General features: G+C 70.3%; 12 protein-coding genes and 2 CRISPR repeat arrays. Of the genes, 8 read left to right on the forward strand and 4 right to left on the reverse strand.

The annotated features are described in order from the left end of the window. Window positions 1–71: 71 nt before the first annotated feature. Both OG892_RS18920 and OG892_RS18925 read left to right on the forward strand, forming a co-directional pair. Entirely contained in the window at window positions 72–1,466 is a 1,395-nt protein-coding gene (locus OG892_RS18920; RefSeq protein ID WP_371629773.1) for a hypothetical protein, read from the forward strand. Window positions 1,467–1,566: 100 nt separating this feature from the next. Continuing rightward, window positions 1,567–2,415: a GNAT family N-acetyltransferase gene (locus OG892_RS18925; protein WP_328866394.1), complete on the forward strand. Its 849-nt coding sequence runs from the start codon at window positions 1,567–1,569 to the stop codon at window positions 2,413–2,415. A 128-nt stretch (window positions 2,416–2,543) separates the two neighbouring features. On the opposite strand, the gene OG892_RS18930 is transcribed toward OG892_RS18925, so the two are convergent. The 3 genes from OG892_RS18930 to OG892_RS18940 all read right to left on the reverse strand — a co-directional run bounded on the left by OG892_RS18930 (window position 2,544) and on the right by OG892_RS18940 (window position 5,586). Then, window positions 2,544–2,930, reverse strand: coding sequence for a hypothetical protein (locus tag OG892_RS18930; RefSeq protein ID WP_073733417.1), 387 nt, complete (start codon window positions 2,928–2,930; stop codon window positions 2,544–2,546). A gap of 64 nt (window positions 2,931–2,994) precedes the next feature. Continuing rightward, window positions 2,995–4,713 (reverse strand): SpoIIE family protein phosphatase, encoded by a 1,719-nt coding sequence (locus OG892_RS18935; RefSeq protein ID WP_371629774.1) that lies wholly within the window; start codon window positions 4,711–4,713, stop codon window positions 2,995–2,997. A 141-nt stretch (window positions 4,714–4,854) separates the two neighbouring features. After that, window positions 4,855–5,586, reverse strand: coding sequence for an alpha/beta fold hydrolase (locus OG892_RS18940; RefSeq protein WP_328866392.1), 732 nt, complete (start codon window positions 5,584–5,586; stop codon window positions 4,855–4,857). Between the two features lie 196 nt (window positions 5,587–5,782). Between OG892_RS18940 and OG892_RS18945 the strand changes: the two genes are divergently transcribed. The 3 genes from OG892_RS18945 (at window position 5,783) to OG892_RS18955 (ending at window position 8,409) form a co-directional block, all read left to right on the forward strand. Beyond that, window positions 5,783–6,268, forward strand: a complete 486-nt coding sequence (locus OG892_RS18945) for a peroxiredoxin (protein WP_073733414.1) — start codon at window positions 5,783–5,785, stop codon at window positions 6,266–6,268. A 115-nt stretch (window positions 6,269–6,383) separates the two neighbouring features. Further along, window positions 6,384–6,893, forward strand: a complete 510-nt coding sequence (locus tag OG892_RS18950) for a hypothetical protein (protein WP_073733413.1) — start codon at window positions 6,384–6,386, stop codon at window positions 6,891–6,893. Between the two features lie 76 nt (window positions 6,894–6,969). Next, entirely contained in the window at window positions 6,970–8,409 is a 1,440-nt protein-coding gene (locus OG892_RS18955; protein ID WP_073733412.1) for a flotillin family protein, read from the forward strand. A gap of 225 nt (window positions 8,410–8,634) precedes the next feature. Beyond that, a CRISPR array of direct repeats spans window positions 8,635–10,678; the repeat unit is 29 nt; unit sequence GGGTTCATCCCCGCACGCGCGGGGAGCAG. A gap of 278 nt (window positions 10,679–10,956) precedes the next feature. Here the strand turns inward: OG892_RS18955 and OG892_RS18960 are convergent. Next, a complete protein-coding gene (locus OG892_RS18960; RefSeq protein WP_328868427.1) occupies window positions 10,957–12,327 on the reverse strand; it encodes a hypothetical protein in 1,371 nt (456 codons plus the stop codon). Window positions 12,328–12,896: 569 nt separating this feature from the next. Here OG892_RS18960 and OG892_RS18965 point away from each other — a divergent pair. Genes OG892_RS18965 through OG892_RS18975 form a run of 3 tightly spaced genes read left to right on the forward strand, consistent with a single transcriptional unit; the run spans window position 12,897 to window position 15,174 of the window. After that, window positions 12,897–13,118 carry a hypothetical protein gene (locus OG892_RS18965; RefSeq protein WP_328866390.1) on the forward strand — a complete coding sequence of 74 codons (222 nt, stop codon included), beginning with the start codon at window positions 12,897–12,899 and terminating at the stop codon, window positions 13,116–13,118. Further along, on the forward strand, window positions 13,118–14,092 hold the full coding sequence (gene tgmB / locus OG892_RS18970; protein ID WP_371629775.1) for an ATP-grasp ribosomal peptide maturase: 975 nt from the start codon (window positions 13,118–13,120) through the stop codon (window positions 14,090–14,092). The genes OG892_RS18965 and tgmB overlap by 1 nt, the downstream gene beginning before the upstream one ends. Beyond that, the gene (locus tag OG892_RS18975; RefSeq protein ID WP_371629776.1) at window positions 14,089–15,174 is read left to right on the forward strand and encodes a methyltransferase domain-containing protein; all 1,086 of its coding nucleotides are present in this window, start codon (window positions 14,089–14,091) and stop codon (window positions 15,172–15,174) included. Before tgmB ends, OG892_RS18975 begins: the two co-directional genes overlap by 4 nt. Window positions 15,175–15,253: 79 nt before the next feature. Beyond that, window positions 15,254–16,381: a CRISPR direct-repeat array (repeat unit 29 nt; unit sequence GGGTTCATCCCCGCACGCGCGGGGAGCAG). Window positions 16,382–16,492 lie beyond the last annotated feature (111 nt).

Consider the following 16,492-nt stretch of genomic DNA (forward strand, 5'->3'; position numbering starts at 1 on the left):
GAATCTGACGGTTCGGTGACGCGCCCCGTCAGCAGCCGTCCTCGCCGCCCCGGCGTGCATACCGTGCCTGGGTGAAGACCGAGGAACGCGCGGAACAGCGCACCGAACCGGAGAGCGGCCGCCGCAGCGGTGGCCGCGCCGACCTGGCCGCCGCGGGCGCGGCCGTGCTGCTGGTCGCCGCCGCCGTGCTCGTCGGCCGGAACATCGAGGACTACGCCCGCGTCCTGTACGTCCACTGGCCACCGCTGCTCGCGTCCTGGTACCCGCACATCGGCCCCGGCACCGCGGCCGCGCCCGCCGTCGCCGTGGCCGTCGTGGCGTACGGTCCCGGCCTCGCCGCACGGCTGCGCTGGCGGACCCTGCTGTTGAGCTGCTGGGGCGCCTCGCTCGCCTGGGTGTTCTCGCTGGCGCTGATCGACGGCTGGGGACGCGGCATCGCGGAACGCCTCACCACCAAGCACGAGTACCTCAGGGGCATCAGCCGTTTCGATGACATCGGCGCCGCCCTGCGCGGCTTCAACGACCACATCCTGATCGGCCCGCCCGGCAACTGGCCCACCCATATCGCCGGGCACCCGCCGGGCGCCACCCTCACCTTCGTCCTGCTGGACCGGGTGGGGCTCGGCGGCGGCGCCTGGGCCGGCGTCTGGTGCATCGTCACCAGTACCACCGCCGCGGTGGCCGCGCTGATCGCCGTCCGGGTCCTGGCCGACGAGCGCACCGCCCGCCGCGCCGCGCCCTTCCTCGTCCTGGCACCGGTCGCGGTCTGGGCGGGCACCTCCGCCGACGGCTACTTCGCCGCCGTCGCCGCCTGGTCCGTCGCCCTGCTGGCCCTGGCCGCGACCGGGAAGGTCCGCAGCCCCGCGGCCGCCGCGCTCGGTTCGGGGCTGCTGTACGGACTGACCTGCTACCTCAGTTACGGTCTGGCGCTCATCGCGCTGCTGCTGGTGACCGTGCTCCTGCTCGCCCGGACCGCCCGGCCGGTTCCGCTCTTCGTCCTGGGGGCGCTGGTCGTGCCGGTCGCCTTCACCCTGGCGGGCTTCAACTGGTGGGAGGCGTACCACCTGCTGGTCGAGCGCTACTACCAGGCGGCGGGCGGGTTCCGCCCGTACTGGTACTGGGTCTGGGCCAACCTCGCCTGCACCGTGATCGCCGTCGGGCCCGCGACGGTCGCGGGCCTGCGCCGGACCGCGACGGCCGCGCCCGGGGCCCTGAACGCGCTGCGGACGGGGACCACGGCCGTGCCTCAGCGGCTGGTCCTCGTCGTGCTCGCGGCGTTCCTCATGCTGCTGGCCGCCGACCTGTCCGGGATGAGCAAGGCGGAGACCGAGCGGATCTGGCAGCCCTTCATGCTCTGGCTGCTGCCCGCCGCCGCGCTGCTGCCCGACCGCGGCCGCCGCGGCTGGCTGATCGCCCAGGCGGCCGTCGCCCTGCTCGTCAACCACCTGCTCTGGACGGGATGGTGAACGGGAAACAGGGGAACCGCGGTGGTGAACAGGGGGAACGGCGGGTGGTGAACGGGGCGCTCTGTCGTCGAACCGCCGGCACCCGGGTATGGCTTGTCCCGTGCCGACATTCGAGATCACCACAGCAAGCGCGGACGACATCAGGATGATGGCGGACTGGGCCCATGCCGAGGGGTGGAACCCGGGCCTGACCGACGGTCAGGCCTTCTTCGCCGCCGACCCCTGCGGCTTCCTGATCGGCAGGCTCGACGGTGCGCCCGTCTCCTGCGTCTCCGTGATCCGCTACGGCGGCGACCACGGCTTCCTGGGCTTCTACCTCACCCGCCCCGAGCTGCGCGGCCAGGGCTACGGCAGCCGGCTCTGGGCCACCGGTACGGCCCGGCTGGACGGGCGGAACACCGGCCTCGACGGAGTGGTGGAGCAGCAGGCCAACTACCGCAAGTCCGGCTTCCGCCCCGTCTGGACGAACATGCGGTACGAGGGGCTGGCGCCGGTCGGCATCGCGCCGCCGCCCGGCGTCACCCTGGCCGACGCCCGCACCCTGCCCTTCGGCCAGCTCACCGCGTACGACCGCCGGTTCTTCCCGGCGGAGCGCGACGGCTTCCTGGCGGCCTGGACCACCGCTCCCGGCCGCACCGCGCTGGTCGCGCTGCGCGAGGGAGAGGTGCGGGGGCTCGCGGTGATGCGTGCCTGCCGTACGTCCTCCCGCATCGGCCCGCTGTACGCGGAGACGCCGGAGACGGCCGCCGCCCTGGTGAGCGCGCTGGCGGCGACCGATCCGTCCGCCCCGGTCGCCGTGGACGTGCCCGACGTCAACCCGGCGGCGGTACGGCTCGCGGAACAGCTCGGGCTCACCCCGTCGTTCGAGACGGCCCGCATGTACACCGGCCCGGCGCCCGACGTCGACCACTCCGGCCTCTTCGGCATCACCAGCCTCGAACTGGGCTGACCCGCCGCGGCAGCCCAGCCACCCGCGCCCGTCCGTCCGTGCATGCGGGCGTGCGGGCGGGCGTGCGGGCGGGCGGGCGGGCGGGCGGGCTTCAGATCGGCCGCCCCGCCCGTCTGTACGTCAGCTCGCTATCCGCGCCCGTGCAGCAGCTCCAGGACCCGGCCCCGGAGCAGCTCGTACTCCTCGCGCAGCCGGCCGATCTCCGGCGGCCGGGGGATCAGCGTGCCTCCGGTGACGACCTCCTCGGGCGCGAACTGCTCACGGGTCAGGTCGATCTCCGTGCCCGGGGCCAGACGGTTCCACCAGTGGTAGTCCGTGCGCACCCCGCCGACCCGGACCTCACCGCGTATCAGGTCACCGCCCAGCAGGTCGTGCAGGACCAGGGCGGTCACCCCGCACTGGTCCCGGGCGGGGTTGCCGGGGGTCCAGTGCGGCCGGTGCGCGGGGGTGGTGGTGTCGGCGCCCCAGCTGCTGCGGACGGCGGCCTCGATATCGGCGAGGAGGAGCGGCTTCATGTCACCGATCCTCGCAGCCGCCACTGACAGTGCCGCCCGGATCACCCCGCTTCGCCCCCGCGGCTCACCCTCCCCCGCCCTCGCCGCCGGGGGCGAAGCGGGCCCGCGACGCCATCACCGCGATGTCGTCCTCCGCGCCCGGACCGAAGCGGTCGAGCACCTCGTCCAGCAGCTCCTCCAGATTGCCGCTCGCCGGCAGCCTCAGTTCCTTGAGCCGGTTGACGGACACGTCGATGTCCTCACCGCGCCGCTCCACCAGGCCGTCGGTGTACATGAACAGCACCGTTCCCGGCGCGCACCGCACCTCCGTCGTCCGGTAGCCGCCGAACCCGGTGCCGAGCGGCGGTCCCGCCGGTACGTCGCCCAGCCGGGTGCCCGCGGACCCGGGGTCGATGAAGACCGGCGGCAGATGGCCGGCGCTCGACACCAGGCACTTCCCGCCGGACCGGTCGACGACCGCGAGCAGACAGGTCGCCGCCCGGTCGAGACCCGACCGCTCCACCATCCGGTCGAGCTGCCGCAGGATGCGGTCCGGCGGCAGCTCCTCGTCCGCGAGCAGCCGCAGCAGCGAGCGGTAGTGGCTCATCGCGACGGCCGCCTCCACGCCGTGGCCCATCACATCGCCCATCGCCTTGAGGTGGCGGCCGTCGCGCATCGGGATGATGTCGAACCAGTCGCCGCCGACCAGCACGCTCCGGTCGGCCGGCAGATAGCGGGTGGCGACCTCGATGTGCGGATGCGGCTGGCGCGGTTCGGAGAGCAGGGAGCGCTGGAGCTCCAGGGCGATGGTGTGCTCGTGGGTGAACCGGCGCGCGTGGTCCAGGTCGACCGCGGCCCGTCCGGCGAGCTCCCGGGCCACCACCACGTCCTGCTCCGTGAAGGGCGGTGAGTCCCCCGCCCTGACCAGGCCGAGGACGCCGATGGGCCCACTGCGCACGGAGACCGGCACGATGACCGCCGAGTGCATCCCGAGGGCTCGGTAGAAGGCGACCCGTTCGGGGGCGGGCGCCAGGTGGCCCAGTTGCTCGTCGCCGGTGAGGTTCTCGACGACCGGCTGGTTGGTGGCCAGGCAGCGCGTCACCGCCGCGTCCTCCTGGTAGTCGACGTAGTCCCCGGCCACCCCGAACCGCGCGACCCGCCCCCGCAGCTCCGGCACCGCCGTGATCGCCGCCCGCCGCAGCCGGGTCACCCCGGGCGGCGCGGGGCGCACCGGCGGGGCGACGTCCCTCGGGAACACCTCGACCGTGGCGAGGTCCGCGAGCCCCGGCACGACCAGGTCGACCAGCTCGGCGCAGGTGGTGTCCATGTCGAGCGTGGTGCCGATACGGGTGTTCGCGGTGTCCAGGAGACGCAGATGGCGCCGGGCCTGGGCCAGCTGGCGCCGGTCCTCGTCGGAGGCCATGACCTCCATCAGGATGCCCGCGACGCCCACCACCCGGCCGTCCACCTCCAGCCGGTGGTACGCGCCGTGCCAGTAGCGCCGGGCGCCGGCCGGCCCGGCGGGGGTCCGGCCGCTGGAGGTGATCTCGCGGGACCTCCCGTCGGAGAGCACCGCCAGCATCAGGTCCTCCCGGGCGTCGACCTCGGGCAGCACCTCGGCGACCGTACGGCCCAGGTGCTCGGCGGCCGGGATGCCGTTGAGCCGTTCGAGGGCCGGGTTCACGTAGAGGTAGCGCAGCTTGGTGTCGAGGACCCCCACCCCGGCCGTGGTTCCACCGATCAGGGCCGCGAGCGCCAGGGTGTCGAGCGGCGGCGGACTGCCGGCGTACTCATCGGCCTGCAAGGCAACCTCCTGGGACAGGGCGCGGGCCGCCCGACTGCCGGCCCCTCATCGTCGGCCGCCCGCCCCGGCCCCGCATCCGCAGACGGCTGATCAGCGGGCGGCACCCGAGCACGCGGCGGCCCCTGCCCGCCGCACCGGGGATCAGCGAGCGGTGCCCGAGTGCGCCGCCCCGCCCGCCGTGCCGGGGAGCAGCCGGTCCAGCTCCACCGTCCCGTCCTCTGCCGATGACCCCGGCGGCAGCAGCAGGGCCCGCGCGACCGGCTCCGGAAGCGGGGCCCGGTCCAGCAGCCCGATGACCAGGGCGGTGGTCAGCCGGTGCCAGGCGGGGGCCCGGCGGAGCATCGGGTGATCGCTGCCGGGCACGGTGACCAGACAGCTCCGGGCCCCGGCCCGGCGGGCCCGTCCGGTGAGCGTGCGGGAGGCCGCCGCACTGGTGACCCGGTCCCGGGGGCTGTGCACGAGGACGACGTCCCGCCCGTCGAGCTGCTCGACCGGATCACCGTCCGGGCACCACGGGGCGAGCCCGACCACGCCCCGTACCAGCGGATGCCCGGCGGCGTGCAGCGCGGCGCGGCCCCCCATCGAGTGCCCCACCAGCACCACGGGGATGTCCCCCGCCGCACGCCGCAGCTCGTCCAGGGCGCGTACGGCATCGTGCAGCGGATCGGCCCGCGCCCCGTTCCAGCCCCGGTGCCCGTACCGGACGGCGCGCACCAGGACGTCCCCCGGCAGCGCCCGCCGCAGCGCGTGCGCGAAGGGGCGCATCCGCAGCGCGGGCAGGTTGAACGGTCCGGGCGGCGGCGCCCCGAGACCGTCCTCCCGTCCGCCGTGCAGCAGGAGTACCGCCGCCGCCGGCGGTTGTCGTCGTGTCATGCGTACCTCCGGTGCGGATGGATGGAGCCGTAACGAGCATGCTGTACGAGCACGGACGGCACGGTCGCAACGGGAACAAGCGACGCGGAACAGCGACACGAAGCAGCGACGCGAAACAGCCGCGCGAAAAAGTGACACGGAACAGCGACGCAGAGCAGCGACACAGAGCAGCGACACGGAACAAGGGACACACACCATGGGCTCGTCACCACAACTCGGTAGTACCGCACCGGACTTCACCCTCCCGGGAGGGGCACTCGACGGCGATACGTTCGAACGTCGCGACTACACGCTCTCCGCCGCCCGTGGCCGGGCCGTGGTCCTCGCCTTCTACCCCGGCGACAACACGGCCGTGTGCACGAAGCAGCTGTGCTCGTACTCCTCCGGCATGGAGACCTTCGAGGGGCTCGACGCGCAGGTCTGGGGAATCAGTCCACAGGATGTGGACAGCCACGAGTCCTTCGCCCGCACCCACAACCTGCGGATGCCGCTGCTCGCGGACACCGGCCGCGAGCTCGCCCGGACCTTCGGGGTGGCGGCACCCGGCATCGGCGTACGCCGGGCGGTGTTCCTGATCGACGCGGAAGGGGTGCTGCGCTGGAAGCACGTAGCGCTCCTCGGTGCCACGTTCCAGTCGCTGGACACTCTGGCGGGCCACCTCTCCGGCATCCAGACCCCGTAGAAGACTGCCGGAACCCGGCAGTGTCGCCGGTCCGGGATGTATGGGACCATCCAGCCAGTTCGACGGAAATGTTCGGGGGATTCCGCGGATTCCGCAGACCGGGAGGGGTGATCACGTGACCTTGTTTCTCGGTCTCGGCATTGCGGGAGTCGTGCTGCTCGCACTGTCCCTGATCTTCGACGGAATCCTCGAAGGCCTCTTCGGGGGTGTGCTCGACGGCCTCTTCGACGGGCTGCTCTCCCTTCCGGTGATCGCCGGCTTCGTCTCGATGCTCGGTTTCGGCGGCGCCATCGTGCTCGGCACGACCGGCGTCGGCACGTTCGCCGCCGTGGGCGCCGGGGCGGTGGCCGGTCTGGTCGCCGCCTGGCTCACCTGGAAGTTCAGCCAGGCCCTGATGCGGGACCAGACCAACGCCACACCGCGCGACGAGGATCTCGTCGGCTCGGCCGGGTCCGTGGTCACGGCGATTCCGGCCAACGGCTACGGCGAGGTACTGCTGCGGCTGGGAGGGCACGTCGTGAAGCTGTCGGCGAAGAGCCCGGTGCCGGTCGAACGCGGCACCGAGATCTGGGTCGAGGCCACGCTCTCGACCACCTCGGTCTCGGTCCGCCCCGTCGAACGCTGAGCCGGCAAGCCGGCCGGCCCATCACCGCTCGCAACAGAACTGCCGTCCCCGTCGGGAGGCAGAGGGGGACACCCTTATGAGTCCAGTACTGATCGCCATCGTCGGAGTCGTCGTACTCCTCGTCCTGCTGGCCCTCGTGGTCATCACCCGTTACAAGGTCGCCGGGCCCAGTGAGGCCTTCATCATCACCGGCCGGCGCGGCAAGAAGTCCGTCGACCCGGTGACCGGGCGGGCCAGCATCGACAACAGCGGCCAGAAGGTCGTCGTCGGCGGCGGCGTCTTCGTCGTCCCGTTCGTCCAGCAGAAGTTCACCCTGGACCTCTCCAGCCGGCACATCCCCGTAGCCGTGCGCGGGGCCGTCACGCTGCGCGGTGTGAAGTCCCATCTGGAAGGCGTCGCGATCGTCAAGGTCGGCGGCAGCGAGGACGCCATCCGGGCCGCCGCCCAGCGCTTCCTGCAACAGCAGAACGGCATCGTCGGCTTCACCCAGGAAGTGCTCTCCGGCGCGCTGCGCGCCATCGTCGGCCGGATGTCGGTCGAGGACATCATCCGCGACCGGGCCGCGTTCGCCGGCCAGGTGGCGGAGGAGGCCGAGGCCAGCCTCTCCGGCCAGGGCCTGATCCTGGACGCCTTCCAGATCCAGGACATCACCACGGAGGGCTCCTACCTGGAGGACCTCGGCCGCCCCGAGGCCGCCCGCGCCAAGCAGGAGGCGGACATCGCGGAGGCGATCGCCCGCCGCGCCTCCGAGCAGGCCCGGCTGAAGGCCGCCGAGGAAATCGCCATCGCCGAGCGGACGTACTACCTCAAGCAGGCCGAGATCAAGGTCGAGACGGAAGCCGCCGCCGCGAAGGCCAACGCCGCCGGTCCCCTCGCAGAGGCCGCCCGCCGCCAGGAGATCCTCCAGGAGCAGGAGAAGGTCGCCGAGCGCCAGGCCGCCCTGACCGACCGCGAGCTCGACACCAAGGTCCGCAAGCCCGCCGACGCCGCCCGCTACCAGGCCGAGCAGGAGGCGGAGGCCCGCCGCATCGCCCAGGTCAAGGAGGCCGAAGCGGACGCCGAGCGCTCCCGCCTGACCGGTGAGGGCGAGAAGCTGCACCGCTCGGCCCTCGCCGACGCCGTACGCATCGAGGGCGAGGCCCAGGGTGCCGCCATCGCCGCGAGGGGTTCGGCCGAGGCCGAGGCCATGCAGAAGAAGGCGGACGCCTTCGCCCAGTACGGCGACGCGGCCGTGCTCCAGATGCTCGTCGAGGTCCTCCCGCAGGTCGTCGCCAAGGCGTCCGAGCCGCTGAGCGCCATCGACAAGTTGACCGTGATCTCGACGGACGGCGCGAGCCAGCTCTCGCGCACCGTCACGGACAACGTCGCCCAGGGCATGGAACTCCTCAGCTCCACCACGGGCGTCGACCTCGCCGCCCTCCTGCAGAACCTCAGGGGCACCACCCCGAAGCCCGACGTCCCGGCCCAGCCGGAATCGTCCACCCCGCAGAACGGCAAGATCGAGGTCACGGACTGACCCGCCGCCCCCGACAGCAACACCCGCACGTGCCCGGCCGGTTCCCCCCAACCGTCCGGGCACGTGCGCGTTTGCCTGGGGCGCGTGGGCGGCTGTGGCGTCTGCCCCGGGGCCCGCGAGGCCGGCTGGGGCTGTCGTGGGCGCTGCCCGTACCGATGCGACGGCGCCGAAGCGGCACTGCGTGCGGGCGCGGGCAACCTACTCACGTGAGTAGGTTGGCGCTCGCGGTTCATCCCCGCGTTCGCGGGTAGCAGCTTGAAGATCTCCCCCGTGCCGCCGAGGACGTGGGTTCATCCCCGCACGCGCGGGGAGCAGAGACCCTGCCGGAAGCTGTAGCTGGCTCCGCTGGGTTCATCCCCGCACACGCAGGGAGCAGCTCACTGTGGAGATTACCCGTGAAAGAGCGCAGGCTTCATCCCCCGCACACGCGGGGAACAGGACTCGAAGGCGCTGATTCCGTACGGGTCTGGGGGTTCATCCCCGCACGGGCGGGGAGCAGATGGCGATCTGCCACAACACCCACCGGACCACGGGTTCATCCCCGCAGTCGCGGGGAGCAGCCGTCATCGGTGTCGGTCGAGAAGAACTGAATGGGTTCATCCCCGCACGCGCGGGGAGCAGATCCCGATCACGATGAGCGTGACCGGGTTCGCGGGTTCATCCCCGCACTCGCGGGGAGCAGGAGTACCACCCGGACATCAATCTGGGCCCGAGGGGTTCATCCCCGCACGCGCGGGGAGCAGCGGCCCAGGGAGTTCGCCGCGCGGTGGGTTCCGGGTTCATCCCCGCACGCGCGGGGAGCAGCTTGCACCCGTGGTCGGTGCCACGTCCACGAAGGGTTCATCCCCGCACGCGCGGGGAGCAGCTTGCACCCGTGGTCGGTGCCACGTCCACGAAGGGTTCATCCCCGCACGCGCGGGGAGCAGTGTGATTTGTAGATGCGGTATCCCTCGGCGCAGGGTTCATCCCCGCACGCGCGGGGAGCAGGCTCACCCAACCCTCTTGACCTGCCTAAGCAGGGGTTCATCCCCGCACGGCCGGGGAGCAGCTTCCTTATGTCCCCAGGTCACATTCTGTGAGTGGGTTCATCCCCGCACGCGCGAGGAGCAGCCGTACAGGTAATCCAGCAGGCCCCAGGTGTCGGGTTCATCCCCGCACGCGCGGGGAGCAGATCAGCATGTCGTCCCACGTGCGCGGGTCGTCGGGTTCATCCCCGCACGCGCGGGGAGCAGTTGTCGGCGACCGCGAGCAGCACCATGCGAACGGGTTCATCCCCGCACGCGCGGGGAGCAGACGCTTCTCTTGTCCAACCAAAACAACACCTCGGGTTCATCCCCGCACGCGCGGGGAGCAGCCGGGCCGGTGGACGCTCTGCATCCGCTGCCCGGGTTCATCCCCGCACGCGCGGGGAGCAGACGGCGAAGCTGGGCATGGCCTCGATCGCCATGGGTTCATCCCCGCACGCGCGGGGAGCAGGTCGGTGCGGGCCTTGCGCTGCTGGTCGCCTGGGGTTCATCCCCGCACGCGCGGGGAGCAGCCCCTCGACTTCGGTTCGAGGGGGGCCCGCTTGGGTTCATCCCCGCACGCGCGGGGAGCAGGGCGAACTCCACCACCCTGCGACCATCGACATGGGTTCATCCCCGCACGCGCGGGGAGCAGCGGCAGCATCAGCTGGTTGAGCGCGGGTACGGCGGTTCATCCCCGCACGCGCGGGGAGCAGTTCGTCGGACCCGCCGGAGCGGCGGACCACGTAGGTTCATCCCCGCACGCGCGGGGAGCAGGGTCGGCGCGGCGGTAGCGGGGCGGGGTCGCGGGGTTCATCCCCGCACGCGCGGGGAGCAGCGACTCCGAGGCCAAGCTCCGCCGCGTCACTGCGGTTCATCCCCGCACGCGCGGGGAGCAGCCGATGGTGCCGCTCCGCCAGGTCCTCGACGAGGGTTCATCCCCGCACGCGCGGGGAGCAGTGGATGCACCACAGCTCCCCCGAGGCGTCCACGGGTTCATCCCCGCACGCGCGGGGAGCAGGCCGCCCGCCCGGTGACCCGCCCCATTCAGCAGGGTTCATCCCCGCACGCGCGGGGAGCAGACGAGCCGTACGCGCGCGCCGGCCGTTAGCTTGGGTTCATCCCCGCACGCGCGGGGAGCAGATGGCTGGCACCCTCGACGGCTCCGACTCCTGGGGTTCATCCCCGCACGCGCGGGGAGCAGGTCCGGGACATCAAGGCCATGCACGAGGGCTTGGGTTCATCCCCGCACGCGCGGGGAGCAGACTGCGTGACCTGCGTGTCTATCCGACGGACTGCCTAAATTCGAGCAGCTTCAGCAACTCGGACATTTCTGCTCTTTCGCCACCCTCCGCGACGTCACCGACTCGGTCTCTGAAGGCTGGAGCGCTCATCACCGCCCCCGCGCTCGAGCCCTCCTCACCGACCCAGCCCATCCCCCTCCATCAGCCCGACTAGCGAAGGAGCGATCCCTCTCCCGTGCAAGGGCCCACGCAAGGGCCTCCACCTGAGGCAAGGGAGGACCAATCCTTCGAACCGCAACTCAGGCCTTCATCGCGGTTACCAGGCGAATCCGATCACTCATCCCCCGAACCGCCCGGGAATCCCGGTGCCTGGCGAGGCTCTTTCGCATCTTATCGAAATGCTCATCGCCACGGGCCGTGGAAAGCACCATGTAGTCATTGAGGAATGTCTCCCACGAGGCGCACGATTCCTCGATATGGCCGAACTCAAACTGCCGCTGAGCCAACACGGCATTCGCGTGCAGACGCCCCTGCCTCTCCTGAAGCGGCATGGCCTTGATCGACTGCTTCATCGCCTTGATGGAATCGCCCAATTCCCTGTTCTCATAGTGAACGTGAGACACATGAAACAGGTAGGCGGCCTGGTCATACCCGCCGATCGACTCGCGACGAGAGTCCGCCTTCGACAGCGCCGACTCGGTTTCTCGGAGACGTATGGCGGCAGCGCGCTTGTCCCCCACCATTGCCGAAGCATGAGCTTGCTGCCCCCGAAGAAACGCAACCAGCCTGGGGCCGGCCTGCGGAGCCGCCTCAGCCGCAGAATCAGCCAACTGGAGGGCTTTACGCCCGTGGCGCAGATTTGTCGCTTGCAAGCTCATACCCCGAAGCGTCCGGCAGTACGTGACCTGGTCACGGGACTCCCCCGCAAGCTTGAGCGCCTCAAGGTAGTACTTCTGACCGAGCCCATGAGCGCGCTCATACATAGCCATCCATCCGGTCAAATACGTGAGATCAGACGCTGCGGACAGCATTTCATCATGCACCTTCGTGGTACCACCGGCCTTGAGATACGGGGCCACCGTATTGACGAGGAATGCCGCCGCCATGGGCCTCGCGTGGCCACCACCCAGTTCATCAAGGATGTCCGCGATTCTCTCCGTCATCCTGCGAACGGTCTCGACCTCGCCTTGGCCGATCCGCCCGGTGGGCTTCGTGATCCGCTCTGTGTCGTCAGCATGGGCAACCTCGGCGAACAACGGCACGGAGAGCGCCGCCGAATAGAGACCGGCAGCAAGAACTCGGCGTCGTGACGGGTCCATGTCCGCCTTCCCGAGCTGCAGCAGGGAATCCACCCGATCACCCGGCACATTGCCATCTTCCGGCTTCAGCCGATTCAGCCCGGCTTCGTCGTACGGAACGGGCCGCCCGAGCTTCCGCTCGAATGCCTCGATGATCAGCGGCCTGACGCGCTCGGCCGGCTGTGCGCCCCTGATCCAGTGCGCCACCGCGGACTGGCTGTACGTGAGCCGCATCCCGGCCTCGGTGCCAAGTCGGTTCACGGCCTGAGCAAGTTGCGTCTCGGACCATTGCGCCTGGCCAAGGAGGTCCTTCAGCCCGGCATTGCGCTGCTTCTTGGACGCTGTCGCCACATCAACTCCCGCTGCATTCATGGGATTCATGCTTTGCCCTCCCCTCCAAGGTACCCGCACCGCCACTCTGCGCGGTTAGCTCTTCACGCACCGCCGCCAAGCGGCCCGGAGGGAGATACGTGGTGACCACCGTGAAGAACGAACACGGCCATCCAACTGCCGAGATCGACGGTGCAGGGCTCCTCCTCGTCCACGTGAAGCCCGTTCACGATGCCTTGCCCCACACGCTCACACTGCGGCTGTCACTACGGCCGGCCACCACACCCCAGGAGGACACCAACGCGAATGTCCAACAGGCCAGGACACACTTCGCCCTCCTGATGGGAGAGCAGCCGGAATGCGGCTCCCACGCAGACATGCGCGGTCTCTTCGGACATTCCGACACCCTGCTCGACCTCGGTCGGCCGACAACGAAGAGACAGCCGTCTCCGCGGTGTTCGCCCACCTCCGCAACACAGTTCTGGTGACCAAGCGCCTCCGAAACGCCTTCGCGGTGTCCCCGAGCACTCCGGCCCACCGGCCCCCTCGTAGTTCCACTCAAATCGCGCGCCGGGCTCTGCCCATCCCCCAAACGTCACTAAGGAGAAATCATGGCAACTGTCACCATCCCGTTCGCTGCTCGTGCGGCCGAGCCGCCCTGCCTGGCCACCACGTCCATCGTCGGAGTCACCTGGGACGAGGACCGCCAGCTCAACATCCAGGCGGACGGCTCGGCCTGGCACACCGCCGACCACGCGGCATCGACCACCGACACCAACCAGGACGGCAAGGGCGATGACGTAACCGATCCCTACTTCGCACCCGCCTCCTGATGGGTGCCGCCCGGCGGGTGCTCGTCGTCGCGGAACAGTTGGACGCCTCGGCCGACATGGTGGTGGACCAGTTGAATCACCGCGACGTCGCCGTCATCCGATTCGACTCAGCCGACTTTCCCCAACGTCTCACCCTGACCGCCCGCCACCGGCCGGCGGCCGCGGGATGGGAAGGCGTACTGGCTGACGAGCACCGGTCGGTGCGGCTTGAGGAAGTCAGCGCCGTCTACTACCGGCGGCCCGGACGTCCCGTCATCTCCGACGCGGTCACCGAGCCGTACGCGAGCTGGTCCCAGAACCAAGCGGATGCGGCCATGCTCAACCTGCTGTCCGCACTGCCCGTCCGCTGGATCAACAATCCCCACCTCGACCGCATCGCCGCACACAAGCCGCAACAACTCGTCGCCGCCACCCGCGCCGGCCTTCGGATCCCACGCAGCATCATCACGAACGATCCGGACGAAGCCCGCTCATTCGCAAAGACCGTGAACGGGCCTCTCATCTGCAAGCCAGTCCTCGGCGGACGCCTGAACACAGGCGCGGCCCGGCAGCTCATGGTGGCCACCCACCGGATCGACCCGACCACCTTCGACGACAGCATCCGGCTGACCGCGCACTACTTCCAGGAAGACATCCCCAAGAAGTACGAAGTACGCCTGGTCGCCGTGGACGGCAACCTGTTCGCCGGAACCATCGTCGCCACCTCGGAGAAGGCGCGCACCGACTGGCGCACCGATTACGAGAACCTTGAGTACGGAACGACCACGGTGCCCGACAAGGTCGCAACTGCTGTCCGACGCTTCATGGACTCGTACGGGATCGTGTTCGGCTCCTTCGACTTCGCCGTCACGCCCGACGACGAGTGGGTGTTCTTCGAGAACAACCCGGCCGGCACCTGGTCATGGGTCGAGAACCGCACCGGTCTCCCCATCGCCGCCGCGCACGCCGACTACCTCCAGGGACCGACGACATGACCGAACCGACCACCACCGCATCGGCGAGGCTTCGCGCCGAGTTCACCGCCAGGCTCGGGGCGGAAAGCCAGAGCGAGTGGCTGACAGCCTTCGCCGAGGTCCGGCGGGAACACTACGTGCCGAGCTTCTACCGACAGGACGTGCAGAACGAGTGGGAAATGGTCTCCGCCGGCGATCCGGGCTACTTGGAGGCCGTTTACTCGGACGCCGCACTGACGACTCAGCTGGATGAACACGGCATTCCCACCTCGTCATCCAGCGAACCCCGCCTCATGCTGACCATGCTCGACGCCCTCGACGCGAAGCCCGGTCACCGGCTCTACGAACTGGGCCTCGGCACCGGATACAACGCGGCCCTGGCCTCGTCCCGCCTCGGAAGCGAGAACGTCGTCAGCGTGGACATCGACCCCGATCTCGTCCGCCTCGCCCGTAGCCGCCTGGCAGGGGGCAAGTACCACCCCCTCGTATTCGCCGGGGACGGCGAACAGGGATACCCCGACCGGGCGCCGTACGACCGCATCGTCTCCACGGCCGGCCTGCACCACATCCCTCCCGCTCTACTGAGCCAGGCTCGCAAGGGGACAGTCATCGTGGCCCCGATCGGGTTCGGGATCGCGAGAGCCGTCGTCTCGGGCGACGGCGAGGCAACGGGACGGTTCCTGCCCGTACCCGCGTTCTTCATGCCACGCCGCACCCTCACGAAGGCCCCCGATTTCGCCTCGCTGGAAACCCGGACCGGCCAGCCCACCACAGTCCCAGCAACGGACGTACTCGACCGGCTCAAGTTCCCGCTCTCCTTGGCACTGCCTGGATACAACTCGTGCACTTGGCGGAACGAGACGGGTGAAGTCACCGGCATCGGTCTGTGGACCGGGGACGGCTCCATTGCCACGGTCCACGCATCGGGCAAGGCACGCCAGCTCGGCCCCCAGCGGCTGTGGGACACAGTGGAAGAACTGGCCGCGACCTTCCCCAAGGAAACCCCGGCCCGAGAGGACTTCGGCCTCACGATCACACCGGAGGGCCAGCACGCCTGGTACCGGAACCCAGAAGGCCCTTCCTGGCCCCTGCCTCCCAGGTGAATGATCCGGCGCCCACGTCTGGGCGACGGAGGCCTCCGCCCAACGTGAAGACGCTTTCAAGCTGAGGCGGCCTCGACTCGGGTTCGCCCCCGCATTCGCGGGGAGCAGGTACTGCTCGGACTGCTCTGGTTCCAGGGCTGGGGTTCATCCCCGCACGCACGGGGAGCAGTTGCGTTTGGCCCAACGCTCTGGGTCATCGTCGGGTTCATCCCCGCACGCGCGGGGAGCAGCCCTCCATGCTCGCCGCGCCCGGATCCGTCCTGGGTTCATCCCCGCACGCGCGGGGAGCAGTCCTTCAGTGCTTCCGGCATCCACGAAGGGGAGGGTTCATCCCCGCACGCGCGGGGAGCAGGTCACCTGTGAAGCGGGGGTCATGCCGAGTCGGGGTTCATCCCCGCACGCGCGGGGAGCAGTTCAGGATCGGGGTGTGGAGTTCCCGGTCAAGGGGTTCATCCCCGCACGCGCGGGGAGCAGCCGGCCGGGTCGATGTAGTGCCGCCATCCGGTGGGTTCATCCCCGCACGCGCGGGGAGCAGTTCGCCATGCCTTCCATCCCTTCGTCTCCGCCGGGTTCATCCCCGCACGCGCGGGGAGCAGGGGCATCGCGGCGGTATCGGCTTCGACCGGCTGGGTTCATCCCCGCACGCGCGGGGAGCAGTCACCCGCGGGTGAGCCGTCATCCAGGGGCTCGGGTTCATCCCCGCACGCGCGGGGAGCAGAGCCAGAGAACCTGTGCGGCGACGTCCTGGCCGGGTTCATCCCCGCACGCGCGGGGAGCAGCACCGACGCACTCACGGAGCTGGGGAAGATCCGGGTTCATCCCCGCACGCGCGGGGAGCAGCTTCGTGTGTCTGGGGTACGCAGAATGTGAGCGGGTTCATCCCCGCACGCGCGGGGAGCAGGAGCCTGCGTACCAGTGGTGGGATTCTCCTTGGGGTTCATCCCCGCACGCGCGGGGAGCAGTGCCTACCTTCGTCATCGACCAGCGGTGGGACGGGTTCATCCCCGCACGCGCGGGGAGCAGGGGCTGCTCCACCCACCGGCCGGTGCGCAGCTGGGTTCATCCCCGCACGCGCGGGGAGCAGGACAAACGCCTGGTCAGACACATTGTGTCGCAGGGTTCATCCCCGCACGCGCGGGGAGCAGTGCCGCCGCCCGAGGGCGCGAGGATCGTCACGTGGGTTCATCCCCGCACGCGCGGGGAGCAGACTCCGTGACCTGCGGGTTTATCCGACCGACTGGCCAAATTCGAGCAGCTTCAGCAACTCGGACATTTCACCTCTCTCGTCGCCCTCCGGCGGCCGCCACCGCTTCGGTCA

Source organism: Streptomyces sp. NBC_00341 (assembly GCF_041435055.1).
GTDB lineage: Bacteria > Actinomycetota > Actinomycetes > Streptomycetales > Streptomycetaceae > Streptomyces.